A 23,576-nucleotide genomic window follows, 5' to 3' on the forward strand; every position below is an offset into this window, starting at 1 on the left:
AGATCACAATTTGCTTTGCGCTATTACGTCATCCGATGAAAATTTAGACGCCGCTTCGCCTTTGCTTTTCATTCTTGCATGATAATCTTTGAATAAACTTTGCCAACGTAGTTTTAATACGCCGAGTATACCTTCTTTCACAATCCCTTTATTCATTTTACTTGCACCAAACTTGCGATCAACAAAGGTGATAGGAACTTCTTTTATCTTAAACTTCAGTTTCCAGGCAGCAAATTTCATTTCGATCTGGAACGCATAACCTACAAAATTAATTCCGTCTAAGTTTAATGCTTCGAGTGTTTCACGTTTGTAACAAACAAAACCAGCAGTAGGATCCATCACCGGCATCCAGGTGATCATGCGTGTATATAAAGATGCGCCTTTTGAAAGGAAGATGCGGTTTTGCGGCCAGTTAGCAACAGCACCACCTTTTACATAACGGCTACCAATTGCAAGATCAGCACCACCTGTTTTGCAGGCATCAACCAAACGTGAAAGATCAGCCGGGTTATGACTGAAATCGGCATCCATTTCGCAAATGAACTGGTATCCTTTTTCAATGGCCCATTTAAAACCGTGAATATATGCGGTACCCAATCCAAGCTTGCCTTTTCGTTCTTCAATAAATAATTGACCGGGTAAAGAAAGTTGTAGTTGTTTTACAATTTGTGCCGTACCATCGGGAGAACCATCATCGATCACCAGCACATGAAAACCTTCATGTAATGTAAAAACGGCACGGATAATATTTTCAATATTTTCCTTTTCGTTGTAAGTGGGTATGATGACGAGCTTTTCCAATCTGAATGTTTGCGTTGCAATTTAGTTGATTTCGAAAACCTTAAACAAATCTTCTTATGCTGCAAGAACGTTTAGTTCTTTTTTAACAGGGTGCGGTTTAATATTTCTGTGAGTTTTTGTTTGGTATGCAGAGGGAAATCTCCCTTCATCATCCAATCATAATATTGCGGTTCCTGTTTTAATACCAATGTTACAGGCTTGCCTTTATGTTTCCCAAAGTTGAACACTTCAATACCGTTTTCCATGACAAACCTGCGGGCAAAATCAACGATCTGATCTTCGCCGGTAAACTTTACAATTGCATCAACACTTGCACCCATTTGCGGATAACGCTTTACCTGCGCTTCCAATACTTCCCAGGTTGCTAATGCATCCACCTCGGCACTATGAGCACCATCTAATACTTTATCACAATAAAACTTATAAGCTGCACTAAGTGTGCGTTGCTCCATCATGTGAAACACACGTTGCACATCCAGCAAAGAGCGATCGTTCAATTCAATATCCAAACCGGCACGCAGAAATTCTTCAACCAGTAACGGTATATCAAAACGGTTGGAATTATAGCCTGCCAGATCGCAATTAGCCATGAACATTTTAATTTCATTAGCGGCCTGCTTAAATGTTGGCGCATCTTTCACCATTTCATTGCTGATGCCGTGTACTTCTGTTGCAGAAGGCGGAATGGGCATTTCAGGGTTAATGAGCTTCCGCTTTACCTGGCGGCTGCCATCGGGCATAATTTTTACGATGGCAATTTCAACGATCCTGTCGCTGCTGATATTTATACCGGTGGTCTCAAGATCTATAACGGCTAGCGGTCGGTTCAGTTGTAAACTCATATTATTGTTACCGGATTGGTTATTGGCGTCGAAACCCATCGAAATCTGTTGGCTCATGAGCAAAAATAACTAAAACAAAGGCACCATCAGATACTGAAATACACTTACTGAACGTTTAAATCAGGTAATTTCGATGAAATTCTCAAAAACATGGCTATTTTTGCGGAACCAAAATCCGTTTTATTTATGAAAAAAGTAATGATTTCCCTTCTAGTAGTTGCAATTGCAGCATTTGTTTTCACTTCTTGCGCCAGCAGTAAGCGTGGCATGGGTTGCCCCACAAGTTCAAGCAATAAACCTTTCAGAGCTTAAGCTGTTATTACAAGAAACTAGTTTACATGAATTGGATCCCTCTACGTTCCTTGGAAGACCTGGAACAGGTTATTCATTTGTCGCAAGAAAAGCCACAGGTTATTTTCAAACACAGCACCCGTTGTAATATCAGTTCGGTTGCCAAGAACCGTTTGGAAAGAGCCGGAGAAGGTGAACTTCAGTTTCATTATCTCGATCTGATCTCCTACCGTCCTTTATCAAATTCTGTTGCCGAACGATTTGCTGTTGAACATGAATCGCCACAAATTCTGGTGATCAAAAATGGCAAATGTGTTTACAACGAAAGCCACATGGGTATTGATATGGGTGAAATAAAAGATCAGCTTCAATTCAATTAATAAAGAAGGCCACCAATACGGTGGCCTTTTTCTTTAGGGTCATAATCAAACAAATGGTTTTACATAGCCATTATTTTCGGGGGAACTCTAATGCAGCATGTGCAGCCGCCAAACGGGCAATCGGCACACGGAACGGAGAACAACTCACATAGTTCATTCCAATTTTGTGACAGAAGACTACGCTTTCAGGATCACCGCCATGTTCACCACAAATACCAATTTTGAGATTTGGTTTGGTGATGCGACCTCTTTCAACGCCAATTTTAATAAGTTCACCTACTCCACTCTGATCAATGGTTTGGAATGGATCTGATTGAAGTAATTTCAGATCAAGATATTTGGGCAAGAAACCACCAATATCATCACGACTGAAACCAAAACTCATTTGCGTAAGATCATTGGTACCAAAGCTGAAGAAATCGGCTTCCATTGCAAGACTGTTTGCCTTTAATGCAGCACGGGGAATTTCAATCATTGAGCCATAGAGATAAGGAATCTTCTTCACTTTCATTTTTTCACAAGTCTGCTTGTACACCTCGTTCACTATTTCCCGTTGGTGACGCAATTCATGTTTACCACAAACTACGGGGATCATAATTTCCGGCATGGCTCTTTTGCCTTTGCGGATGAGCTCAACAGTTGCTTCAAAGATGGCTCGTATCTGCATCTCGGTAATTTCAGGATAACTGATTCCTAAACGTACACCACGGTGCCCCAGCATTGGGTTATTTTCATGCAACGCCAATACCCTTCTTTTCAATACACTCATTCGAATTCCCAGTTCTTTACTCAACTCCTGGAGTTTTTCTGCATCATGCGGAACAAATTCATGTAATGGCGGATCAAGCAAGCGAATGGTTACGGGGTGTCCATTCATGACAGCCAACGTGTCCTTAATATCTTTCTTCACAAACACGAACAATGCATTCAATGCTTCACGGCGTTCTTTTTCTGTTTTACTCACGATCATTTTACGTAACAGAAACAAAGGTTCTTCACTGCCTTCACCATAAAACATGTGTTCCGTGCGGAATAAACCAATACCTTCTGCACCAAATTTAAATGCAGTTGATGCATCTTCAGGTGTTTCAGCATTTGCACGCACGCCAATCTGTTTGGTTTTGTCAACCAGCTTCATCAGTTCTTTGTATGATTGATTTTTTTCGATGTCGATATCAACCAAAGCCATACTGCCTTCATATACCAACCCTTTTGTGCCGTTCAAACTGATCCAATCACCCTCTTTAATGATCACATCATTTTTGGCATGAAAGACTTTTGTGTTAGCATGAATTTCAATATCACCACAACCAACAATACAGCATTTACCCCATCCACGTGCAACAAGTGCAGCGTGCGATGTCATACCACCTTTTGTTGTAAGGATAGCTTGTGCTTTATGCATACCATCCACATCTTCCGGTGATGTTTCTTCACGAACCAAAATCACTTTCTCACCACGTGAAGCCCATTCAACTGCATCTTCAGATGTAAATACCACACGGCCTTTTGCGCCACCGGGGCCGGCTGGCAAACCTTTTGCAATAACAGGTTGTATCTGTTCCACTTTTGGATCCAGCATAGGCAATAACAACTCCACAAGTTGATTAGGACTTACACGAAGAATAGCTGTTCTTGCATCAATAAGTTTTGATTTATACATTTCCATTGCCATACGAACTGCAGCAATACCATTGCGTTTACCAACACGACACTGCAACATGTAAAGCTTACCGTTTTCAATTGTAAACTCAATATCCTGCATGTCTTTATAATGTTTCTCTAGTCGTTTTTGATAACCGTCTAATTCTTTATAAATAGAAGGCATCAGTTTTTCAAGTGTGGTAAAATGTTCGCTTTGTGCGTTTTTTGAATATTCATTAACAGGCGCTGGCGTTCTGATACCGGCAACCACGTCTTCACCTTGCGCATTCACTAAATATTCACCATAAAATTTGTCCTCACCATTACCGGGGTTGCGGGTAAATGCAACACCTGTTGCACTAGATTCGCCCATATTACCAAACACCATTGCCTGCACGTTTACAGCAGTACCCCATTCATCAGGAATTTTTTCAATTCGGCGATATTCAATGGCACGTTTGCCCATCCAGCTGCTGAACACAGCACCAACACTACCCCATAATTGTTCATATGGATCTTCAGGGAAAGGTTTACCTAATACTTTTACAACAGTGGCTTTAAAGTCTTTCACCAGTTTTTTTAGTTCATCTACTGTAAGATCAGTATCGAACTTATATCCTTTTGTATGTTTTACTGTCTCTAATTTTTCATCTAGTACTTTACGGATTCCTTTACCACCTTTTGGTTCAACAGCACCAGCTTTTTCCATCACCACATCTGCATACATCATAATTAAACGTCGGTAGGCATCATATGCAAAACGTGCATCGCCATTTTGCTCAATAATTCCTTTGATGGTGTCCTCATTCAACCCAACATTCAATACCGTTTCCATCATACCCGGCATACTACGGCGTGCACCGGAACGAACCGAAACAAGTAATGGATTTTTAATATCGCCAAATTTCTTATCGGTGAGTTTTTCCATTTTACTCAATGCTTCCTGCACCTGTTGCTCCAAAACTTTCGGATATGTTTTTTTATTACCATAATAGTAAGTACATACTTCTGTTGTTACAGTAAAACCCGGAGGCACCGGTAAACGAAGATTTGGATGCCCGGCCATTTCAGCCAGGTTTGCCCCTTTACCACCTAACAGATTTTTCATTGATTCATTACCATCGGCCTTACCACCACCGAAGAAATAAACATACTTGATTGGTTTTTTTACAGTTGCCATGATTGAAGATTTTTGAATGACAGGAAGAATAGCGGAAGAAACTTGCTTTGCTCCTTATTTTATTTGCTTTATTTCGGAGGTAAAAGTAGAAGGGTGCAATTGGTGAAAGAATGACTGTTCGCAAGAAAAAAACTTACCACCGTCAGTTGCGGGGTAACAAATTGTTACTATAAACTGACTTCGGGCAGCCAGCTTTTTTTGCAGTTTTTGCAATCGAACAGTAATTGCAGGTTGTAAGCAATTAAAAACAACATCCTGCTTATTGACAATTCCATTTTAATTGCCTAGCTTTCACTTACTTTAAATTAATTGCTTTTTTGCTACGCAGTACTTCGGCAAAAACAAGATCATCTTAAGAGAATACCTAATTCAATCATTTTTGTAATTAATTCTTATTCTTCCGCACAGTGTGAAAGCAAATTTTAGTCTTCCCCTTTCCTTTTTTCACATCTAAAACCAGAACAAACATGAAAAGATTTCTTGTTGGAATGCTATCATTCCTTTTGCTTGCAGGCTGCAACAATCCTAAACCGGAAGAAGCTGCTGAAACTACTCCTGCTACAACCGAAACCAAAGCCCAACCTGCGGAATTTGCTGATGCCAAGTTTACCGAGATCGGTAAAAGCGGATTAGCCAGCCTGTCATCAGGCGATATTGACGCTTGGTCTTCCAATTGGGCCGATAATATTGTATGGCAATGGAACAATGGTGATAGTGTAGTTGGAAAAGCTGCGGTAGTAAACTATTGGAAAGACAGAAGAACAAACGCCATTGATTCCATCAGCTTCATGGACCAAATATGGCTACCAGTTAAAGTAAATCAACCACAGGCTAACGAAGAAGCAGGCATCTGGCTGTTAGGCTGGTATGGTGTTAATGCAAAATACAAAACAGGCAAACGCATGATTCAATACATTCATACTGTTCAACACTTTGATGCAAATGACAAGATCGATCGTGTTGTTCAATACCTCGACCGTGCGCCCATTAATGCAGCGATGGCTAAATAAGTTTTCTCATGCTTGATAGTTAGAGTCCGGAGGCTTGCTTCCGGGCTTTTTATTTTGCCCCTGTTAAAAAATGACAAGCGGAAACCGTTCTGTTTAATTAGTTGCTTTCTTTGGGCCACAAAAACAATCATCAACATGCATAAGGTTTTTCTTATAGGCACTTTATTGTTTACAACCGCTTCAACTGCCCAGCAAAAAATTGATTTCGAAACTTACAATCCACCTTCTACCCTGGTGGTGCCCCAGCACCCAATAACAAAATCGAAATTCCCTTTTATTGATGTTCACAATCACCAGTTTCAGATGACAACAATGGATCTGAACAAACTCACTGTTGAAATGGATAAACTCAACATGCGTGTGATGGTGAACCTGAGTGGTGGTAGTGGCGATAATATTACAAAAGCAGTTGAAAATGCAAAGACCAATAAACCCGGCCGCTTTATTGTATTTGCTAATGTTGATTTTAAAGGCGTGGGCGAACCCGGCTGGGGAGAAAAAGCTGCAAAGCAATTAGAAGAAGATGTAAAGAATGGTGCAAATGGATTGAAGATCTATAAAAGTCTTGGATTTAGTGTAAAAGATATTAATGGCAATCGTGTTACTGTTGATGATGCAAGACTTGATGCTGTTTGGAAAAAGGCAGGCGAATTAAAAATTCCGGTAATCATTCATACGGCCGATCCAAAATCGTTTTGGGACCCGCTAGATAATACCAATGAACGCTGGCTTGAGTTGATCATTAACCCAAACAGAAAACGTGGAGCAGATAATCCTGTGCCGTTTGAAACTTTGATTTCAGAACAACATAACCTTTTCAAAAAACATAAAAATACCACTTTCATCGCCGCACATTTTGGCTGGTACCCCAATGATCTCCAAAAGCTGAGTGGCATTCTTGATGCAATGCCGAATGTTGTTGTTGAATTTGGTGCAGTGATTGCTGAAATCGGGCGGCAACCAAAAATGGCGAAAGCATTCTTCACCAAATACCAGGATCGAATTCTGTTTGGCAAAGACAGTTGGGTTCCTTCTGAATATGCAACTTATTTCCGTGTGCTAGAAACGGAAGATGAATATTTCCCTTACCATAAAAAATATCATGCTTTTTGGCCAATGTATGGCATGGGTTTACCGGATGCTATTTTAAAGAAAGTGTATTATAAAAATGCACTCCGCATAATTCCGAATATTGATAAAAGTGGGTGGCCGGAGTAAGCGTTGAAGAGTTGCAAGATAAATTCAATAAGCAACCATCAATTTAATGAAAACAACTAAGAAAAATTTCGTTTTAGAAATTGATTATTGCCTTATGGTTAAAAAGACCTCTATTAGATTATTAAAGAATTATTGTTTAATATTTCAATCACGCCAATGTCATTTGTTTGACGACATTGGTGTTCTATGCAGCATTAGTTAAACACTAAGTGTCTAAACTTTTACCGTTCATCCAATCTTGTTTTCTAAATAAAGCAAAGCGAATATATTGCAACAACTGCTTTCCATTTACTTAAGGACCTTATTGAATTCCACCTACTAATTATTAATTTTTTTAAACCAAAACAAGCATGAGAAAATTTGTACTGCTTATTTCTTTGCTATTATGTTCATTACACATGATGGCACAGGAAAAAACTGTTACCGGAAAAGTAACGGATGAGAAAGATGGAAGCACTCTTTCAGGTGTTTCAGTTATTGTAAAAGGCACATCCGTTGGTACAACAACAGGTGCCGACGGTACCTTTAAATTAAATGTGCCGACAAGCGCAAAAACATTGGTGATAACGCTTCTCGATTATGAGAATCTTGAAGTCGCCATTGGCAACCGCTCCACATTTAATCTAGCACTTACTTCAACTTCAAAATCTTTGTCTGAAGTAGTGGTAGTTGCGTATGGTACCACAAAGAAGGAAGCTTTTACTGGTTCAGTTGGTTCAATTAAAGCGGCAGATATTGAAAAGAGGCCTTTAGGCAACGTTGTCAAATCAATTGAAGGTGCAATTCCTGGAGTAGTAACAACGTCAGGATCAGGACAACCGGGTAACTCAAATGCTATTCGCATAAGAGGTTTCGGGTCAATCTCTGCAACACAGGATCCACTTTTTGTGATTGACGGTGTGCCATATGTTGGTGGTAGTTCAAACATCAATCCTGATGATGTAGAAAACATTACCGTTTTAAAGGATGCATCTGCAACCGCATTATATGGTTCCAGAGCAGGTAACGGAGTTGTTATGATAACAACAAAAAAAGGTAAAAAAGGCAAAAACAGTATTTCTGTGAAGATCGCACAAGGATTTTCACAACGTGGTTTGCAGGAATATGACAGGGTTGGGCCAAATGAATATTATCCTGTAATGTGGGAAGCATACCGTAATTCGCTTGTTTACCGTGCCAGTGGCGCAATTTCTTTAGACTCAGCAAACAGAGTTGCATCTGGCCTTACAAGCAGAAACGGGATATCAGATTTATTGGCTTACAATCCATTTAATGTTGCACGAAATCAGATAGTAGGTGTTGATGGTAAATTAAATGCTAATGCCCAGCTATTATATGCTGATGATTTGGATTGGACAAAAGAATTAATGCGTAACGGTGTGCGAAAAGATTACGGTATCAATTTTAGCGGTGGTACAGATAAAGCGGATTATTTTCTTTCTATGGGGTATTTAAAGGAAGATGGTTATACAATTCAAACAGATTTTGAAAGATATTCTATAAGATTAAACACAAACGTAAGACCATTAGAATGGTTAAAAACAGGTTTAAATGTTACGAGCAACTACTCAAAATTTAATACTTCTTCTGATGGTGGCGGTATAGTTAACCCGTTTACGTTTACAAGAAATCTTGGCCCTATTTATCCTTATTATGCTCACAACATGACCACTGGTCAGTATGTTTTAGATGCTGGTGGGAACAGAATATGGGACTTGGGGAATTTTCAGAATGAAGCCATTGGTATTCAAAATGGAATCCGAAACAGACCAGGTACAACATCCGGACGCCACGCACCTGCTGAATTAATCCTGAACGATTATTTATCTACACGGTGGGTTATTGGAGCAAGATCAAACACAGAAATTACTTTGTTTCGTGACTTCAAATTCACAAATAATGTAGCTGTGGATTTTCAAACAGACAACGATGGCACGTTTGAAAATACACTTGTTGGTGATGGTGCACCGGCTGGAAGACTTCAAAAAAGTTCAGGATCAACAGTTGGATTAACAGCAAATCAATTGCTTGGTTATGGCAGAAAGTTTGGTAACCACCGAGTAGATGCACTTGTTGGGCATGAAACTTTCAATCAATTCAGCACAGGCCTAAACGGTTTCAGACAAGGTCAATCACTTACCGGCATAAATGAATTTGGAAACTTTACAACGATCAATTCTTTAGGTTCTTCAACAGACAGGTACAGAATTGAAAGTTACTTTTCAAGAATTAATTATGATTTCGATGGCAGATATCTGTTAACGGCTAGTTTGCGCAGAGATGGGAACTCCCGTTTTGCAAGTGAATCACGTTGGGGTACTTTCTGGGCACTTGGCGGTGGCTGGAATGTAAGCAGGGAAAGTTTCATGTCAGGTATAAAATGGATTGATAATCTTAAGTTACGGGGTTCATACGGTCTTGTTGGCGTAGCAGATGGTATTGGTTTGTATGCATGGCAGGGTTTGTACGGTTTTGCAAATAATGCGAATGAATCAGGCATCGTTCAAAGTCAAACGCAAGTTGAAAACAGGGATCTTACCTGGGAGATCAATACGCAGGCAGACATTGGAGTAGAATTTTCACTCTTCAAGTCTAGGCTGAGCGGTACAATTGAATATTATGATCGCAGATCAAGTGATTTATTATTTGCGGTACCTACTCCATTGTCAAGCGGATTGTTATCTGCAACAAAAAATACAGCCACTATGTATAATAAAGGGCTTGAATTACAATTGAATGGTGATATTATCAGAACAAAAGATTTTACGTGGAGTCTTGGCGTTAATTTAACTACTGTAAAAAACAGGATTACAAAAATGCCGGAAAGTGTTAAGGAATTTGTTAGTGGCACAAAAAAATATCAAGTTGGAGCTTCACTGTTTGACTATTGGTTACGTTCGTACTATGGCGTTGACCCCTCTGATGGGTCAGTACTTTATTGGGCAGGCAATACAACAGCATCGAGCGGCATTCGCTTGATTGATAATAAAGACGGGGGAAAAGATACTGTTACAACTTTAGTTGCAAACGGAAAATTCGCTTATCATGAAGGTGTGATACCTGATCTATATGGAAGTTTTGCACCTGCATTCAGATATAAGGGCTTTACTTTACAAGCATTATTTACATTCCAGGTCGGTGGTAAAACTTACGATGCCAATTACCAAACACTTATGTCATCAGGTACATACGGAAGTGCCGTACATGTTGATATTTTAAAAAGATGGCAAAAACCCGGCGATATTACAAATGTACCTCGCATGGACAATGGCCAAACAGCAGATTTTAACGCAACTTCATCACGCTGGTTGATTGACGCTTCTTATTTAAATATCAGGACCTTGAACCTGTCTTACCAGTTCCCAAATGAACTTTTAAGCAGGGCGAAAATTTCAGGTGCACAGTGTTATATAAGCCTTGAAAATGTAGCGTTCTTTTCTAAACGTGTAGGTATGAATAATCAAAATGCGTTTTCTGGTATAACTGGTGGTGAATACCCTCCTGCAAGAATAATTACCGCAGGCATAACCTTTACACTTAACTAATAAATTCAGTAGCAATGAAATTAAAAATATTATCCCTCCTACTACTATCTTCAATAATCTTTTCTTCTTGTAAGAAGAGTTTTTTAGATACTTTCTCAACCACTGCTGTTGCCGCTGCTGACGCATTATCCAGTACAAAAAACGCATGGGCTGCTCTTAATGGCATTCATCGTATTATGTACACGCAATATGATGCACAACCACAAGGGGGAACATCTGCGATAATGGTTATAAGAGATTTAATGGGCGAAGATGTACTTTACACTTTGGCAAATGGCAGGCAAGATTTTGGCAACCATCTAAAATGGCTCAATCATCGAAATGTAAATTCCGGAGATACTCGATTTGTTTATCGCCTTTACTATCGAATTATTTCAAATGCTAATGTTCTAATTAACGGAATAGATGGAGTACCAGGTCCTCAAGCAGACAAGAATTATATAAAAGGCCAAGCGCTTGTTTATCGAGCTTGGGCACACTTTGAACTGGTTCAGTTTTGGGGTGAGCGCTTTGTTGCAGGAAATCCTAACAACGGATTAGGGGTGCCGCTTTTAACTACAAATACACTTGAAGGACAAAAGCGGGCAACTGTAGCCGAAGTTTATACACAAATTAATAAAGATCTAGATGAAGCTATTTCACTGCTTGATGGTTACGTTAGAACAGGCTCCGCTGCAAAATCGAATTTTAATAAAAATGTAGCTCAAGGAATTAAAGCACGTGTAGCGCTCACTCAGCAAAACTGGGATGTTGCGGCTACCATGGCAATTGCTGCAAGAAGTGGTTTTGCTTTAATGAGCAACGCAGACTATACGGCGGGGTTTAATAATACTGGTATTTCTGAATGGATGTGGGGTAGTGATCAAATAGCTGATCATAATACATTCTTTTGGTCATTTTTTGCTAACATGGGTTGCAACTTTAACGGCACAAATACAAGAACTCAACCCAAAGCAATCAATTCAGCCTTGTGGAATACATTACCTGCAACAGATATAAGAAAAAGTGTTTTTGACTTAACCGGTGCAGGCGTTCCTATTCCTCCGGGTGGTGCCAGAATACCTTACCAAAGCAAAAAATTTCTTGCATTTGATAATGCAACAAGTATTGGCGATGTGCCATACATGCGTGCTGCAGAAATGTATCTTATTGAAGCAGAAGCAAGAGCTCGTCAAGGTGGACGTGATGCTGATGCACAACAAGCGTTATTCACGTTAATTAAAAACAGAAATCCCAATTACGTGTTATCAACAAACACAGGAGTTGCACTTTTAGACGAAATTCTATTTCACAGGAGAGTTGAGCTTTGGGGTGAAGGATTTAGATGGTTTGATCTTAAGCGAATGAACGTTCCTCTTGACAGAACTGTTGTCCCGAACACTAATGCCACTATCTCTTTAACATTAAATGTTCCTGCCAACGACAAATTATGGCAATGGCTTTTCCCACAAGATGAGATGAATGCCAATCCTAATTTGGAACAAAACCCGTTATAAATAAATTATAACAGACAAAAAAGGTTGACTGAAATTCAGTCAACCTTTTTTTGGTCCATGTATTTTCTTGAATTTACCCATAGAACAATAATATATGAAGCTTTGACTGAGACACAACACAAGAAGCATTAACCATCCTTACAAAAAAAACCAGACTTGCCGTAAGGTATTAATTCCTTTAAACAAAATCATCTAACCGTGCCACATCTGATGGCATTAGGAAAAATTTTCTCATTAGGATAACCATACAACTTAGAGGAATAAAAGTTCGTTTACAGACTGGTCTGACGGGCCATTCTATTGATGGCTTTGGCTCTCCTCGAGCCCAGATTATTCTTATGGTTAAGCCCGGTTACCCGATGACAACCGATGGCGTCCATGATTGATCTGTAGATTTCATGAATACCTCCTTTTCTTTGATGAACATTAAATTTATGAAATTACATTGACGACAAAACAATTGTTTAAGGCTTTTATTTGAGCCTTCTTTTATCAAAATAAGAACAGACACATATTCATTGGATGTTCGACCGGCAACAACGTTCTTACAGAGGCAACAGCTTCTGAGCATATTGATAGGAAAAATCAAATATCCTTTACTGAGATTCTTATTTTTACAACATGCAACAACAACCCGGATTTATTGAAGACAAACAGTTTGAATGGCAAACGGCAGGCGAAGGTATCCGTCGCAAGATCATGGCATATGATCCATCAATCATGCTGGTAAAAGTAGATTTTGAGCAGGCTGCTGTTGGTATTTTACACAAACATGTGCATGTGCAAATAACACATATTGAAAGCGGGGTGTTTGAAGTAGAGATTGCCGGTGAAAAAAAAGTGCTTGATCCTGGCGATGCCTTTCATATACCATCTAATGTTGAGCATGGAGTTGTTTGTTTAGAAAAAGGTGTGCTCATTGATGTGTTTAGTCCTATGCGGGAAGACTTTGTGTAATAACGAATCAGTTGGGAAGAGTAAAATAAAAAAAGCAGAAATGGAAGGAACCATCCGCTCAAATATTAAACCCGGCATGCAGGTACTGATCATCTTAAAAAAAGATCAACGAACCGGTGTACTTACCGAAGGCATTGTAAAAGACCTGCTCACAAGCGCTCCCAAACATCATCGTGGTATTAAAGTTCGTTTGCAGGATGGACAAATTGGGCGAGTGCAGAAAATCATTGATGAAGAAGATGATTGAAAACAAGCATAAGCAATCATTTTTTTGGAGAACAACAAAAAAGCCACCAAATAAATTTGATGGCTTTGGCTCTCCTCGAGCCCAGATTATCTTTATGGAGAAGCCCGGTTACCCGATAATAACCGATGGCGTCCATGATTGATCTGTAGATTTCATGAATACCTCCTTTTCTTTGGTGAAGATTAAATTTAAGAAATTGTATTGAACAAAAACAAACTGTTCATATAATAATCACCAAAGATTCAGCAATAAAAAGAACACAGGCTTTACAAAATACAATACCTGTGTTCTTCTAAGTTTGTGATTTACTTTGTTTGTTATTGCAACACCAATTTCCCCCTAATCTCTCCTGATGGATATGCGGCCGATTGTACATTAATATAATAGGCTCCTGCTTTTAATTCAGCTGCTGCTGATGCATTCATTTGAATGCTGAATGAAAATGGAGAACCTACCACCGCACCAAGCGATGCAACAATTTCACCATTGGCAGATGCTGTTCCTTTTTGAACATACCATCCTGTTGGTGTAATACCGGTGTAAGTAAGCGTACCGGAAAATGTTCCTGTACTTGAATTATACTTACCAACAAAAGTTGCAGTAGCAGTAGATGAATTTGGAGGAGCTTGATTTGCACCTGTACAATTAGCCTTGTACTGTTCTTCGGTTGTGTTTGTTGATTCCTTTTTACAACTTATAAAACCCGCCGTTAATAAAAATACGGCAGCAACTGCTGCGAGCTTACTTACAATTTTCATAATGTAATGATTTAGATGAATAATACCCTGCATTTCCAATTACTGTGCCATTGTGCCGTGTATTATTTTCACCAAGCCGCTATTAGGTGAATATCAGGAGAAGAGGAATATTAACCTGGAATGTTAAAATTTAATTACCATAATACGTTTAGTATTTGATAGAGAAAAACAGACGCCTGCATTACCTAAGCTACTGGATCAGCGTAAAGTAATAAACAGATAACCTTTAACCGATTGTTTGAAACTGAATATACATACCGGATTGCTCTGCGTTACGAATTTCAACGATGCTTCCTCCATTGTACTCTACCCTGCACTCTATTGCTTTATATTCTTTTGTATCCGTTGAAAACTTTACAAGGTTTGTTGAAAGCAAACGGATCCCCACTTCGTGCTGCTGAAAAGTAAGGTCAATATAAACAGATACTTCCTGCTTATTGTTAATACTCATTTTAATAAAATTCTGTACGATCCTGAATATGGCGAGTTTTTGATCCGGCCCAATTTGTTCAATTGTTTTATCATAACAGATAAATTCAATTGTAAGCGGATAATGCAACGAAAAATTTTCACAAGTAAGTTCAATTGTTTTTTCAATACCAAATATATCCAGTTCAGAAGGCGTTAGTTCTTCACACAGAGAATTGATCTCATCAATAATATCGGTCATCAGTTTATTCACTGTTCTTTCAGATTCACTCAGGTTCTCTTTCTTTTCATCTAATAATATTTTGCAGGCGGCCAGCCGTTGATTAATATTCTCCCGAAGAATACTTGCAAGGCTGCGGCTTTCGTTTTCTTCTGTATCAATAATGTTTCGCAGAATTTCACGTTTCGATTGCATTAACTGCTGCTCGAGTTTCTTCACATATGTTATATCGGCCACGTGTACAAAAAAACCAATCACTTCTCCTGCTTTAATATCAGGTATATAAGTTGCAAGGGAATGACGGGTGCCTGTACCATTGGGAATGGGTATTTCCCTTTCGAACACTTGCTTTTCGCCAGTTAATACGGCTTTAATATAGGGCAAATTTTTTTCGTATAAAGGGCCCAACAATTCGCTGATGTGCATTTTATTGATCATTTCCTCCCTCGTTCGGCCAAACCATTCACGATAGGCATTATTGGCAAACCTACTGATGAGGTCTTTATCCCAATATGCAAGCATTGCAGTTACCTGATCTGAAACCAAAAGGCCAAGCTCATCTAATTTCCGCAGAGAAAAATCTTCTGAGTTCATGTTTAAATTTTGTAGACTTTGGATAACGAGTGTATTTATTTGGCGCTACCTCTTAAAATACGATACCCGTCAGGGCAAAATAACTGAAAATTAAAACGCTAAAAAAGATAATTGTTATTGTCATTTATCAAGGTAAATACTTGCAAAATTTGCGGTCTGAGTTATCGAGAATTCGAAAGAAGTATCATATTAATATCCTTGAGTGTTAGCAGACTTGCGAGATATACTGTAAAAAAAGATCTGGCGTAAACATGGTTCACGCCAGATCTCAAGAATCAACTGTAAAGCTTAGATTATCGCTTCTTCAACGCCTTGATCATTTCAGGTGTTGCTTCTTCAAAACTGATGGCATATCCCCCGCCCGGAGCAACCCATTGTTTCAATTTTGTTTTATTGGTAACCAGCATTTTCTTAATGGTATAAGCCTGTGGTTTTGTTTTGTAATGTGCATCAGGTGCATCGGCATACACAGTAGCAATATATTGTTTGCCATTTTCTAAAAAGTCAAATGCAATGTTTGAGGTACGGGCATCTTCACCTCCTACACTTCCTAAAAACCACTTCCCTGTTTTCTTTGCTTTACGTGCAACGGTTAAATATGCGCCTGGTTCTGCTTCGAGGTATTTACTATCGTCCCAATCAACTGCAACATCTTTGATGAATTGAAATGCATCAGGGAAACGCATATAGTTCTCTGGTAAGTCTGCAGCCATTTGCAACGGACTATACATGGTTACATACAATGCGAGTTGATTGGTAAGTGTACTGTTTACATGTGAGCTGTTGCCAGGATTTAGTTTACTGATGTCCATTTCAAACACACCGGGTGTGTAATCCATTGGCCCACCAATCAAACGTGTAAACGGCAACACAGCCACATGATTTGGTTTGGAACCACCAAATGCCTGGAACTCCGTACCACGTGCAGCTTCATTACCAATTAAGTTGGGCCATGTGCGTGCAATACCTGTTGGACGAACTGCTTCATGTGCATTCACCATGATCTGGTATTGTGCTGCTTTCTCAATAGCATATTGATAGTGATTAATGATCCACTGACTGTAGTGATGTTCACCTCTTGGTAAGATATTCCCTACATAACCACTCTTGACAGCATCGTATCCATTTGCTTTCATGAATTTGTAAGCTGTATCAATATGTCGTTCATAGTTACGAACCGATGAAGATGTTTCATGATGCATGATCATCTTCACTCCTTTTGATTTTGCATATTCACGAATACCCACTACATCAAAATCAGGATAAGGCGTTACAAAATCAAATACATAATCTTTTGACTGACCAAACCAATCTTCCCAACCAACATTCCAGCCTTCTACCAATACGCCATCAAAACCATGTTGTGCAGCAAAATCTATATATTCCTTTACATGTGCTGTGTTGGCACCATGTTTACCATGTGGTTTTGCTTTACTGAAATCGCTTACGCCTAACTGCACAGCAGGAAAATCATCGGTGTACGACCATGCACTTTTACCTGTGATCATTTCCCACCAAACACCCACATACTTCACCGGTTTAATCCACGATGTTTCTTTGATCTTACTTGGTTCATTTAAATTGTAGGTGATCTTCGATGCCAAAATATCTCTTGCATCATCACTTACAATCACGGTGCGCCAAGGCGATGTAGATGGTGTTTGCATGTAACCTTTATCACCCACTGCATCAGGTGTAAGCCAGCTTTCAAATACATTGGTCTTATCATCAAGATTGAGATGCATGCAGGAGTAGTTGATGAGTGCTGCTTCGTGCAGGTTAATGTACAATCCATCATCACTCTTCATCATCAACGCTGTTTGCACACCTGTTGGTGAAAACGGAGTTTGTGATGCATTACTGGTGATAGCTCCTTTCATCAAACCACGTATCTCCGATAAACGTGAACGGGTGTAATCGTATTCTTGTGTATCATAATCACCGGCGATCCACCAGGCAGTGTGATTGCCTGCCATTGCAAACTGGCTATGCTCTTCCTTTATTACGAAGTAGTTGAAATTCTTCTGCGAAGGAAACTCGTAACGGAAACCCAATCCATCATTAAACAAACGAAAACGAATAATGAGTTGGCGATTGGTTTCTTTTTGTTGTAACGTAACAGCAAGTTCATTATAGTTGTTTCGGATATTACTTACTTCGCCCCACACTGGTTGCCATGTTTCATCGACTGTATTTGTTTGGGTTGTTGTAATGGTGAAATCATTGAGTAATGATTTCTTATCGTTTTTTAATTCAAGTCCAAGTGTGCTGGGAAGAATAACTGTCTTTTCTTTGTAAACAAGTTGATACGTAGGTACGCCGCCAGCTACACTAAACATTAAGATTAAATTTTTATCTGGCGAACGAAGACTTTGCGCCTCTAAGCATAGGCAGAAAAGCAAAAAAATAACAATAGATAAAATCGTTTGTTTCATAATCAATAGTTGTTTAGAGTCGGCGGTAAAGTTAATTGTTTGCAGCTTTACCAAACAACAGAAACGACTGACAGCGGTAAAGTTTTGTGCTTCAGCAACTGATTCTCATCATAGAAAACGTTTGCGGTGTTTAGAAAAAAATGTAGGTATTATTATTGATTGCTTTTTCATCAGAACTGTGCAAGATATATTTCAGTTTCCATGATGGCGGCAAATCGGTTTTGCCAGACATCGCCTTTGAAGTAAGAAAGGTCGAGCCCAACTTGTATAAAACCCAATGTTGGCAGTAGTTGTTATTCCACAATATGCTTAAAGTCCACCAAATGTTTACTCAAAAAAGCTAGGTCGGGAAACCTTTCTGCATTTTTACTTTTTTCAATTCTAATTGACAATTCCTCCAAATCTTCCCACGAACCAAAACGTGTCCCAAAAAATTTTCCACTAAAGAAGTCTGTCAAAACTGGCTTGTGTGGCTCGTAAAAATCAATTACTGTGAGGTCGTAATACTTGTTGAATTTGTTTGAAGTTAAAACTCCCAAATATTTCCCATTGTTACATTCAATACTTAAACAGTCGCCTTGTCTATACTTAACAAGCTTGCCTTTTATTTTGTCTGATGAAGTCTGTTTGATTTTATTCATAAGGAGTCACACATTTATTTACTTAGAACCGCAAAGCTCGTTTACAATTCCTGCCAACGGACGAGGCTTTGTGCAGTTGGGGACTTGACCAACTGTCCGCTGGAACTTAACCTAAACTTATAAATAAAATCCAAGGTTAGAACTACTGCCCTGCAGAATTACGTTCTCCGAAACCAAAGCTTGGAAATGCACAACCGATCATTGATTCAACGTCCAGCCCAAATTGCACAAAGCCTGATGTTGTAGGTAGTTTTTATTTTTCGTATGTTATTAGAAAATATTTATTCCCACTTTTAAATGGGTTTGGTCTAAATAAAGAAATTTTATTTTTATCCGCTTTAAATTTGAAGCCTCCTTTTTTTGTCTGTAGAATACTTTCGTAAACTTCTTTATTCTTACCTTTTATCAGTTCAATTTGATAATTAAAATTATTATCAATTTTCAATCCAATTGTAATGTAACCATTCCTCGCAATCGTTATAGAGTCAATTTTGTCAGCTTCAAATTGCTTTATCAACGTTTTTTGGTTTAGTAGAATTTGTCGTCCAAATATTACATTTTTATTCTTGTCGTATAAAATTAATGATGCCAAATCTTTTGATGTATCGAAGGCATTTACTAGAAAGAATATTGCGTCCTCTTTTTTTCTTTCACTTGTAGAAAACCTGATGCTATGTATTTCAATATCCGGTTCAATAATGATTTTATTCCGTTTTATTTTATAAGTCCCACTTGCTTCGTATTCATCATAAAGACCTCCACAACAGAGTAGTCGAAAATAAACACTATCATTTTCAAAGCGTAAATACTCGTCTTTGTTTTTATATGTCCCAATAAAGGATTGTCCTATTGAGTGCAAAGAGATAATAATAAATACTAAGAAAAGGGAAATTGAGAGAAAAGCAAATTGGTGTATTTGGAATTTCTTGAGGCTCATTATTTTTAAGAATAGTGTCAGAAAGAAGTAATGTCAATTTGAACGGTCAGCAAATTACGCACAACACCTAAATATACGCACCTTCTTGTTTAAATAATCATCACCTTTGAATCAAATTTTCACCAAACGTATCAATCAAAAAATCGGGCATAAACTTTCGTTCATGCCCGACTCATTATTCATTTCTAATCATTCATCACTTCTTCCCCTTCACGTATTTCTCCAGCCACATATGTTCTTCCCACAACAGGTGAAGAATGTTTTCTTTACCACGGTAACCATGTGCTTCGTAAGGTAAGCTTACATAACGCACATTACCACCATTACCTTTCAATGCCTGGAACATACGCTCACTTTGAATGGGATAAGTTCCTGTATTATCATCTGTATCACCATGCACCAATAAGATCGGTGTTTTGATCTTTTGTGCATAGCTGAACGGACTCATATCAAAATATAATTGCGGAGCCTGCCAATACGTACGGTCTTCATTCTGGAAACTGAACGGCGTAAGTGTACGGTTATATGCACCGCTGCGTGCAATACCGCCTTTGAACCAATTGGTATGCGACAATAAATGCGCTGTCATAAACGCACCATAACTATGACCACCAACGCCCACACGTGTGCTATCGCCCACACCCATTGCCGCTAATTTATCAATAGCTGCTCTTGCATTTAATTTCAACTGATCAATAAAATCATCGTTTGGTTTTTTCTCCGGGTTTGTACTCACGATCGGCATCTCTGCAGCATCTAATACAGCATAACCTTGCGTTACCCAAAAGATTGGGCTTCCCCAACTGATTCTTGTAAATGTATTTTTTGAACCACGCACCTGCGCTGCATCACGTGCATTGGTGAACTCACGTGGATAAGCCCACATCAACACTGGCAAAGGACCATCTTTCTTTACATCATATCCTTTCGGTAAATAAAGATTACCGGTAAGATCAACACCATCGGCACGCTTGTAAGAGATCTTTTGCACACTCACACCTTCAAGTTGCGGATATGGATTTTTAAAATCGGTGATCTGCTTTCCACCTCCAGGTACAATTCCCTTTAATGTTTTCATGTGATAGTTAGGAACAACAGTTTGTGTTTCCTTACGTGTAAGAACAGTGAGACTGTTACGATCAAGCACTTCCATCACCATTTCATATTCATCTTCTTTGCAACGCCAGATGATCTCATTCTTTTTTGTTGCCAGATCGAAATAAGCAAGGAATGGAAGATCACCTTTTGGTGATGCACCTGTTGTATTATTCATCAAGAGCTTACCGTCCTTCGGGATCACCACATCACGACCATAACTGTTTTTTTCTGTTACAGGTGAACCGGGATTATTGTAGAGGTCAGTCATACTGCGTTCCATCAGCAATTCCATTTCACCTGTTGAAGGATTCCAACGACTCATACGACCGATCACTTTGCTGCGAAGCATTTCCTGTACAATAGCAAATGTGCTGTTGCCCCATGTAACACCACCGTAACGCATTTTTGTTTTAAACAATTCTTTTGGCTGTGCAGTAAATGGAGCTGCTAATGCATACACAGCATCACGAAACTCTGCTGTGTTTTTTATTAAACCACCATCCAGTGCTTTACACCAAACAATTGTTGCTGCTTCATCATCACGCCACTCAATACTGCGGGGAACATCAGCCACATTATCATTACCACCGGGTGCTGTTTCCGAGGAAGGAATCTTCGCCAGTTCTTTAATTAACTTACCGGCTGCATCATGAATAGTTACTGTTGTATTAAATCCATTTGCAGGAACTACATAAGAGAATGGTTTGTTGATGGTGCGAACCAATAAATATTTTTTATCGGGAGAAGCACTGATAAAACTATAGATCGCAGGTTGATTGATCTTTGTTTCAACGCCGTTTACATTCTTCACCAATTGTGAGGTAGCAAAGAATTCAAACAGCTGTTCATCATAAGGCGATTTGATCATATCCTGAAAAGTAGGTCGTGGTGATGCGCTGCCATAACTTTCTTGTACTGTAGGACCTTTTGGTGTAATGGGACGTTTCGGCATTGCAGCCGGAGATTTTGTTGCTGTTTTGTACAACAGTGTGTTATCATCTAACCAACTGAATGCAGCACCTAACACCACATTCAAAGCTGTCTTGTTTACTTTGGTTGCCTTTTGCGTTGCAATATCTACAACATACAAATCAACAATTGATCCAGTACTGTTGGTAAATGCAAACTTCTTTTCATTTGGACTCCACGATACCGAATTTGCCAACAGGTTGGCAGGTAAGCCCGCAATTTTGTATTCTTTACCCGAAGCAATATTCTTCAGTGTAAAGTTGTTGATGTAATTCTGGCGGCTTTGTGAAAAATTAGCCGGGTTAATACGTAAACCGGCAACTCTTACTTCAGGCTGGCCAAGTTCATCAACCAGTGGATACATATTTCGTTCGATCAACAACATCCATTGGCCTTTGCTATCAACACTCACCGTGGGTGTTGGTTTTGCCAACGCAAGGTCCATAATGTCTTTTGGAGGAAGTTGATAATTGACCGCATCCTGCGCAAACAGGTTAAACGAAATGAAAAATGCGAACAAAAGGGATAATTTTCTCATGCGTACAAGTATTTAGTGATTTACGTATTACAGTCACCTGTTTGGGTAGAAACATGATACAAATGACTGTTTGTTCAGGAGTGTCGAATGTACTGATAGCACATCATTCTGAGCAACCGTTCAACAAATTGTTTGTACTGTCAAGTGTTCTGTTGAACTACATGGAGGCACAATGCTAACACTCGTGAACAATAAGCATTTCAATAAAATATTTGTGCTTTCAGTTTCAGCCCTTATTTTTGCGCCATGATTTTAAACGCACATACACATCATCACCATACTTGCCCAAACAGGTAAGCCAGATGATGCGTTGTGTATAACGATAGTAGAGGGCTTACGGAAGTAGGCCTTTTTTTATTGCCTGAACTGAAACAAACGAACTAAAGTAAATATGATGCAGGAAAAAAAATACACCCCGCTCAGCGAAATAAGCGGAGGTAATGCAGAAAAACCATCGAAGCTCAAAATTGCGATTCAGAAGAGTGGACGATTGTATGATGATTCCGTAAAACTGTTGAACGAATGCGGTATTGAACTACGCAATGTAAAAGACCGTTTGAAAACAGAAAGCGATACATTCCCGATGGAAGTATTCTTTTTACGTGATGATGATATACCGCAATATGTAGAAGATGGTGTTGCTGATATTGGCATTGTGGGTGAAAATGTATTGTTTGAAAAAAACAAAAAAGCTGAGATCGTTGAGAAGCTTGGCTTTGGTAAATGCCGTTTGAGTCTGGCTATACCACGCAGCGAAACTTATCAAGGTGTGCAAAGTCTCGATGGCAAACGTATTGCCACCAGTTATCCTTTTTTGGTGAATGAGTTTTTAAAGAAGAACAATATCAGTGGTGAAGTACATGAGATCAGTGGCAGTGTGGAAATTGCACCGGGTATTGGCTTGGCTGATGTGGTGGTTGATCTGGTAAGCAGTGGTTCTACCCTTTTCATGAATGGGTTGAAAGAAGTAGAAACAATTTTACAATCGCAATCAGTGTTGATCAAAAACAACAAACTGAATAAAGAACAGGAAATCTTACTGGATAAATTATTGTTCCGCATTAAAGCTGTTAAGAAAGCGAAGCGTAACAAATATGTGTTGATGAATGCACCAAACGAAAAGTTGAATGAGATCATTGCGCTGCTTCCGGGTATGCGTAGCCCGACAGTATTGCCATTGGCAGAAGGCGGCTGGAGCAGCGTACACAGTGTATTGAGCGAAGATGAGTTCTGGGAAAAAATCGAACAATTGAAAGCGGCAGGTGCTGAAGGTATATTGGTGGTGCCGATTGAGAAGATGGTGATGTAAGGCAATTTGAAAATTTGATGATTGTGAAATTTGAAAA

Annotated in this window: 18 protein-coding genes; 8 read left to right on the forward strand and 10 right to left on the reverse strand. The window is 39.1% G+C overall.

Going from position 1 to position 23,576, the window contains the following annotated elements:
• Positions 1-3: 3 nt before the first annotated feature.
• The 3 genes from WG954_RS17980 to WG954_RS17990 all read right to left on the reverse strand — a co-directional run bounded on the left by WG954_RS17980 (position 4) and on the right by WG954_RS17990 (position 1,912).
• Positions 4-801: a polyprenol monophosphomannose synthase gene (locus tag WG954_RS17980; RefSeq protein WP_340438199.1), complete on the reverse strand. Its 798-nt coding sequence runs from the start codon at positions 799-801 to the stop codon at positions 4-6.
• Between the two features lie 71 nt (positions 802-872).
• Positions 873-1,700, reverse strand: a complete 828-nt coding sequence (locus WG954_RS17985) for an exonuclease domain-containing protein (RefSeq protein WP_340438200.1) — start codon at positions 1,698-1,700, stop codon at positions 873-875.
• A gap of 47 nt (positions 1,701-1,747) precedes the next feature.
• Positions 1,748-1,912, reverse strand: coding sequence for a hypothetical protein (locus WG954_RS17990; protein ID WP_340438201.1), 165 nt, complete (start codon positions 1,910-1,912; stop codon positions 1,748-1,750).
• A gap of 69 nt (positions 1,913-1,981) precedes the next feature.
• On the opposite strand from WG954_RS17990, the gene ytxJ reads away from it, so the two are divergent.
• Complete coding sequence (gene ytxJ, locus WG954_RS17995) at positions 1,982-2,314, forward strand: bacillithiol system redox-active protein YtxJ (RefSeq protein ID WP_340438202.1); 333 nt, start codon at positions 1,982-1,984, stop codon at positions 2,312-2,314.
• A gap of 70 nt (positions 2,315-2,384) precedes the next feature.
• On the opposite strand, the gene ppdK is transcribed toward ytxJ, so the two are convergent.
• Positions 2,385-5,138 carry a pyruvate, phosphate dikinase gene (gene ppdK / locus WG954_RS18000; protein ID WP_340438204.1) on the reverse strand — a complete coding sequence of 918 codons (2,754 nt, stop codon included), beginning with the start codon at positions 5,136-5,138 and terminating at the stop codon, positions 2,385-2,387.
• Positions 5,139-5,605: 467 nt separating this feature from the next.
• Here ppdK and WG954_RS18005 point away from each other — a divergent pair, with 467 nt between their 5' ends.
• The 6 genes from WG954_RS18005 to WG954_RS18030 all read left to right on the forward strand — a co-directional run bounded on the left by WG954_RS18005 (position 5,606) and on the right by WG954_RS18030 (position 13,611).
• Positions 5,606-6,148 carry a nuclear transport factor 2 family protein gene (locus tag WG954_RS18005; RefSeq protein WP_340438205.1) on the forward strand — a complete coding sequence of 181 codons (543 nt, stop codon included), beginning with the start codon at positions 5,606-5,608 and terminating at the stop codon, positions 6,146-6,148.
• 135 nt (positions 6,149-6,283) lie between these two features.
• Positions 6,284-7,366 carry an amidohydrolase family protein gene (locus tag WG954_RS18010; protein WP_340438206.1) on the forward strand — a complete coding sequence of 361 codons (1,083 nt, stop codon included), beginning with the start codon at positions 6,284-6,286 and terminating at the stop codon, positions 7,364-7,366.
• A gap of 350 nt (positions 7,367-7,716) precedes the next feature.
• A complete protein-coding gene (locus WG954_RS18015; protein WP_340438207.1) occupies positions 7,717-10,911 on the forward strand; it encodes a SusC/RagA family TonB-linked outer membrane protein in 3,195 nt (1,064 codons plus the stop codon).
• Positions 10,912-10,925: 14 nt separating this feature from the next.
• A complete protein-coding gene (locus WG954_RS18020) occupies positions 10,926-12,407 on the forward strand; it encodes a RagB/SusD family nutrient uptake outer membrane protein (protein ID WP_340438209.1) in 1,482 nt (493 codons plus the stop codon).
• Between the two features lie 621 nt (positions 12,408-13,028).
• Positions 13,029-13,364, forward strand: a complete 336-nt coding sequence (locus WG954_RS18025; protein WP_340438210.1) for a cupin domain-containing protein — start codon at positions 13,029-13,031, stop codon at positions 13,362-13,364.
• Positions 13,365-13,404: 40 nt separating this feature from the next.
• Positions 13,405-13,611: a YwbE family protein gene (locus tag WG954_RS18030; RefSeq protein WP_340438211.1), complete on the forward strand. Its 207-nt coding sequence runs from the start codon at positions 13,405-13,407 to the stop codon at positions 13,609-13,611.
• Positions 13,612-13,928: 317 nt separating this feature from the next.
• Here the strand turns inward: WG954_RS18030 and WG954_RS18035 are convergent, their stop codons facing one another.
• The 6 genes from WG954_RS18035 to WG954_RS18060 form a co-directional block, all read right to left on the reverse strand.
• Positions 13,929-14,369, reverse strand: a complete 441-nt coding sequence (locus WG954_RS18035; RefSeq protein WP_340438212.1) for a CHRD domain-containing protein — start codon at positions 14,367-14,369, stop codon at positions 13,929-13,931.
• A gap of 226 nt (positions 14,370-14,595) precedes the next feature.
• A complete protein-coding gene (locus tag WG954_RS18040; RefSeq protein ID WP_340438213.1) occupies positions 14,596-15,612 on the reverse strand; it encodes a PAS domain-containing protein in 1,017 nt (338 codons plus the stop codon).
• 293 nt (positions 15,613-15,905) lie between these two features.
• Entirely contained in the window at positions 15,906-18,047 is a 2,142-nt protein-coding gene (locus WG954_RS18045) for a glycoside hydrolase family 97 protein (RefSeq protein WP_340438214.1), read from the reverse strand.
• 293 nt (positions 18,048-18,340) lie between these two features.
• Positions 18,341-18,688, reverse strand: coding sequence for a hypothetical protein (locus WG954_RS18050; protein ID WP_340438215.1), 348 nt, complete (start codon positions 18,686-18,688; stop codon positions 18,341-18,343).
• Positions 18,689-18,941: 253 nt separating this feature from the next.
• Positions 18,942-19,625, reverse strand: coding sequence for a hypothetical protein (locus WG954_RS18055; protein WP_340438216.1), 684 nt, complete (start codon positions 19,623-19,625; stop codon positions 18,942-18,944).
• Positions 19,626-19,821: 196 nt separating this feature from the next.
• The gene (locus WG954_RS18060; RefSeq protein WP_340438217.1) at positions 19,822-22,230 is read right to left on the reverse strand and encodes an alpha/beta hydrolase family protein; all 2,409 of its coding nucleotides are present in this window, start codon (positions 22,228-22,230) and stop codon (positions 19,822-19,824) included.
• 391 nt (positions 22,231-22,621) lie between these two features.
• On the opposite strand from WG954_RS18060, the gene hisG reads away from it, so the two are divergent.
• The gene (gene hisG / locus WG954_RS18065) at positions 22,622-23,539 is read left to right on the forward strand and encodes an ATP phosphoribosyltransferase (protein ID WP_340438219.1); all 918 of its coding nucleotides are present in this window, start codon (positions 22,622-22,624) and stop codon (positions 23,537-23,539) included.
• Positions 23,540-23,576 lie beyond the last annotated feature (37 nt).

This window comes from Lacibacter sp. H375 (genome assembly GCF_037892425.1).
Classification (GTDB): domain Bacteria; phylum Bacteroidota; class Bacteroidia; order Chitinophagales; family Chitinophagaceae; genus Lacibacter.

What these genes read in the sequence shown, in the direction of transcription:
- WG954_RS17985 (WP_340438200.1), bottom strand. Translation starts at nt 1,700, where the DNA reads ATGAGCCAACAGATTTCGATGGGTTTCGACGCCAATAACCAATCCGGT.
- WG954_RS17990 (WP_340438201.1), bottom strand. Translation starts at nt 1,912, where the DNA reads ATGCCACGCTTACTGCTGGCGCAAGAAGTGAAAACAAATGCTGCAATT.
- ytxJ (WP_340438202.1), top strand. Translation starts at nt 1,982, where the DNA reads ATGAATTGGATCCCTCTACGTTCCTTGGAAGACCTGGAACAGGTTATT.
- ppdK (WP_340438204.1), bottom strand. Translation starts at nt 5,138, where the DNA reads ATGGCAACTGTAAAAAAACCAATCAAGTATGTTTATTTCTTCGGTGGT.
- WG954_RS18005 (WP_340438205.1), top strand. Translation starts at nt 5,606, where the DNA reads ATGAAAAGATTTCTTGTTGGAATGCTATCATTCCTTTTGCTTGCAGGC.
- WG954_RS18010 (WP_340438206.1), top strand. Translation starts at nt 6,284, where the DNA reads ATGCATAAGGTTTTTCTTATAGGCACTTTATTGTTTACAACCGCTTCA.
- WG954_RS18015 (WP_340438207.1), top strand. Translation starts at nt 7,717, where the DNA reads ATGAGAAAATTTGTACTGCTTATTTCTTTGCTATTATGTTCATTACAC.
- WG954_RS18020 (WP_340438209.1), top strand. Translation starts at nt 10,926, where the DNA reads ATGAAATTAAAAATATTATCCCTCCTACTACTATCTTCAATAATCTTT.
- WG954_RS18025 (WP_340438210.1), top strand. Translation starts at nt 13,029, where the DNA reads ATGCAACAACAACCCGGATTTATTGAAGACAAACAGTTTGAATGGCAA.
- WG954_RS18030 (WP_340438211.1), top strand. Translation starts at nt 13,405, where the DNA reads ATGGAAGGAACCATCCGCTCAAATATTAAACCCGGCATGCAGGTACTG.
- WG954_RS18035 (WP_340438212.1), bottom strand. Translation starts at nt 14,369, where the DNA reads ATGAAAATTGTAAGTAAGCTCGCAGCAGTTGCTGCCGTATTTTTATTA.
- WG954_RS18040 (WP_340438213.1), bottom strand. Translation starts at nt 15,612, where the DNA reads ATGAACTCAGAAGATTTTTCTCTGCGGAAATTAGATGAGCTTGGCCTT.
- WG954_RS18045 (WP_340438214.1), bottom strand. Translation starts at nt 18,047, where the DNA reads ATGAAACAAACGATTTTATCTATTGTTATTTTTTTGCTTTTCTGCCTA.
- WG954_RS18050 (WP_340438215.1), bottom strand. Translation starts at nt 18,688, where the DNA reads ATGAATAAAATCAAACAGACTTCATCAGACAAAATAAAAGGCAAGCTT.
- WG954_RS18055 (WP_340438216.1), bottom strand. Translation starts at nt 19,625, where the DNA reads ATGAGCCTCAAGAAATTCCAAATACACCAATTTGCTTTTCTCTCAATT.
- WG954_RS18060 (WP_340438217.1), bottom strand. Translation starts at nt 22,230, where the DNA reads ATGAGAAAATTATCCCTTTTGTTCGCATTTTTCATTTCGTTTAACCTG.
- hisG (WP_340438219.1), top strand. Translation starts at nt 22,622, where the DNA reads ATGATGCAGGAAAAAAAATACACCCCGCTCAGCGAAATAAGCGGAGGT.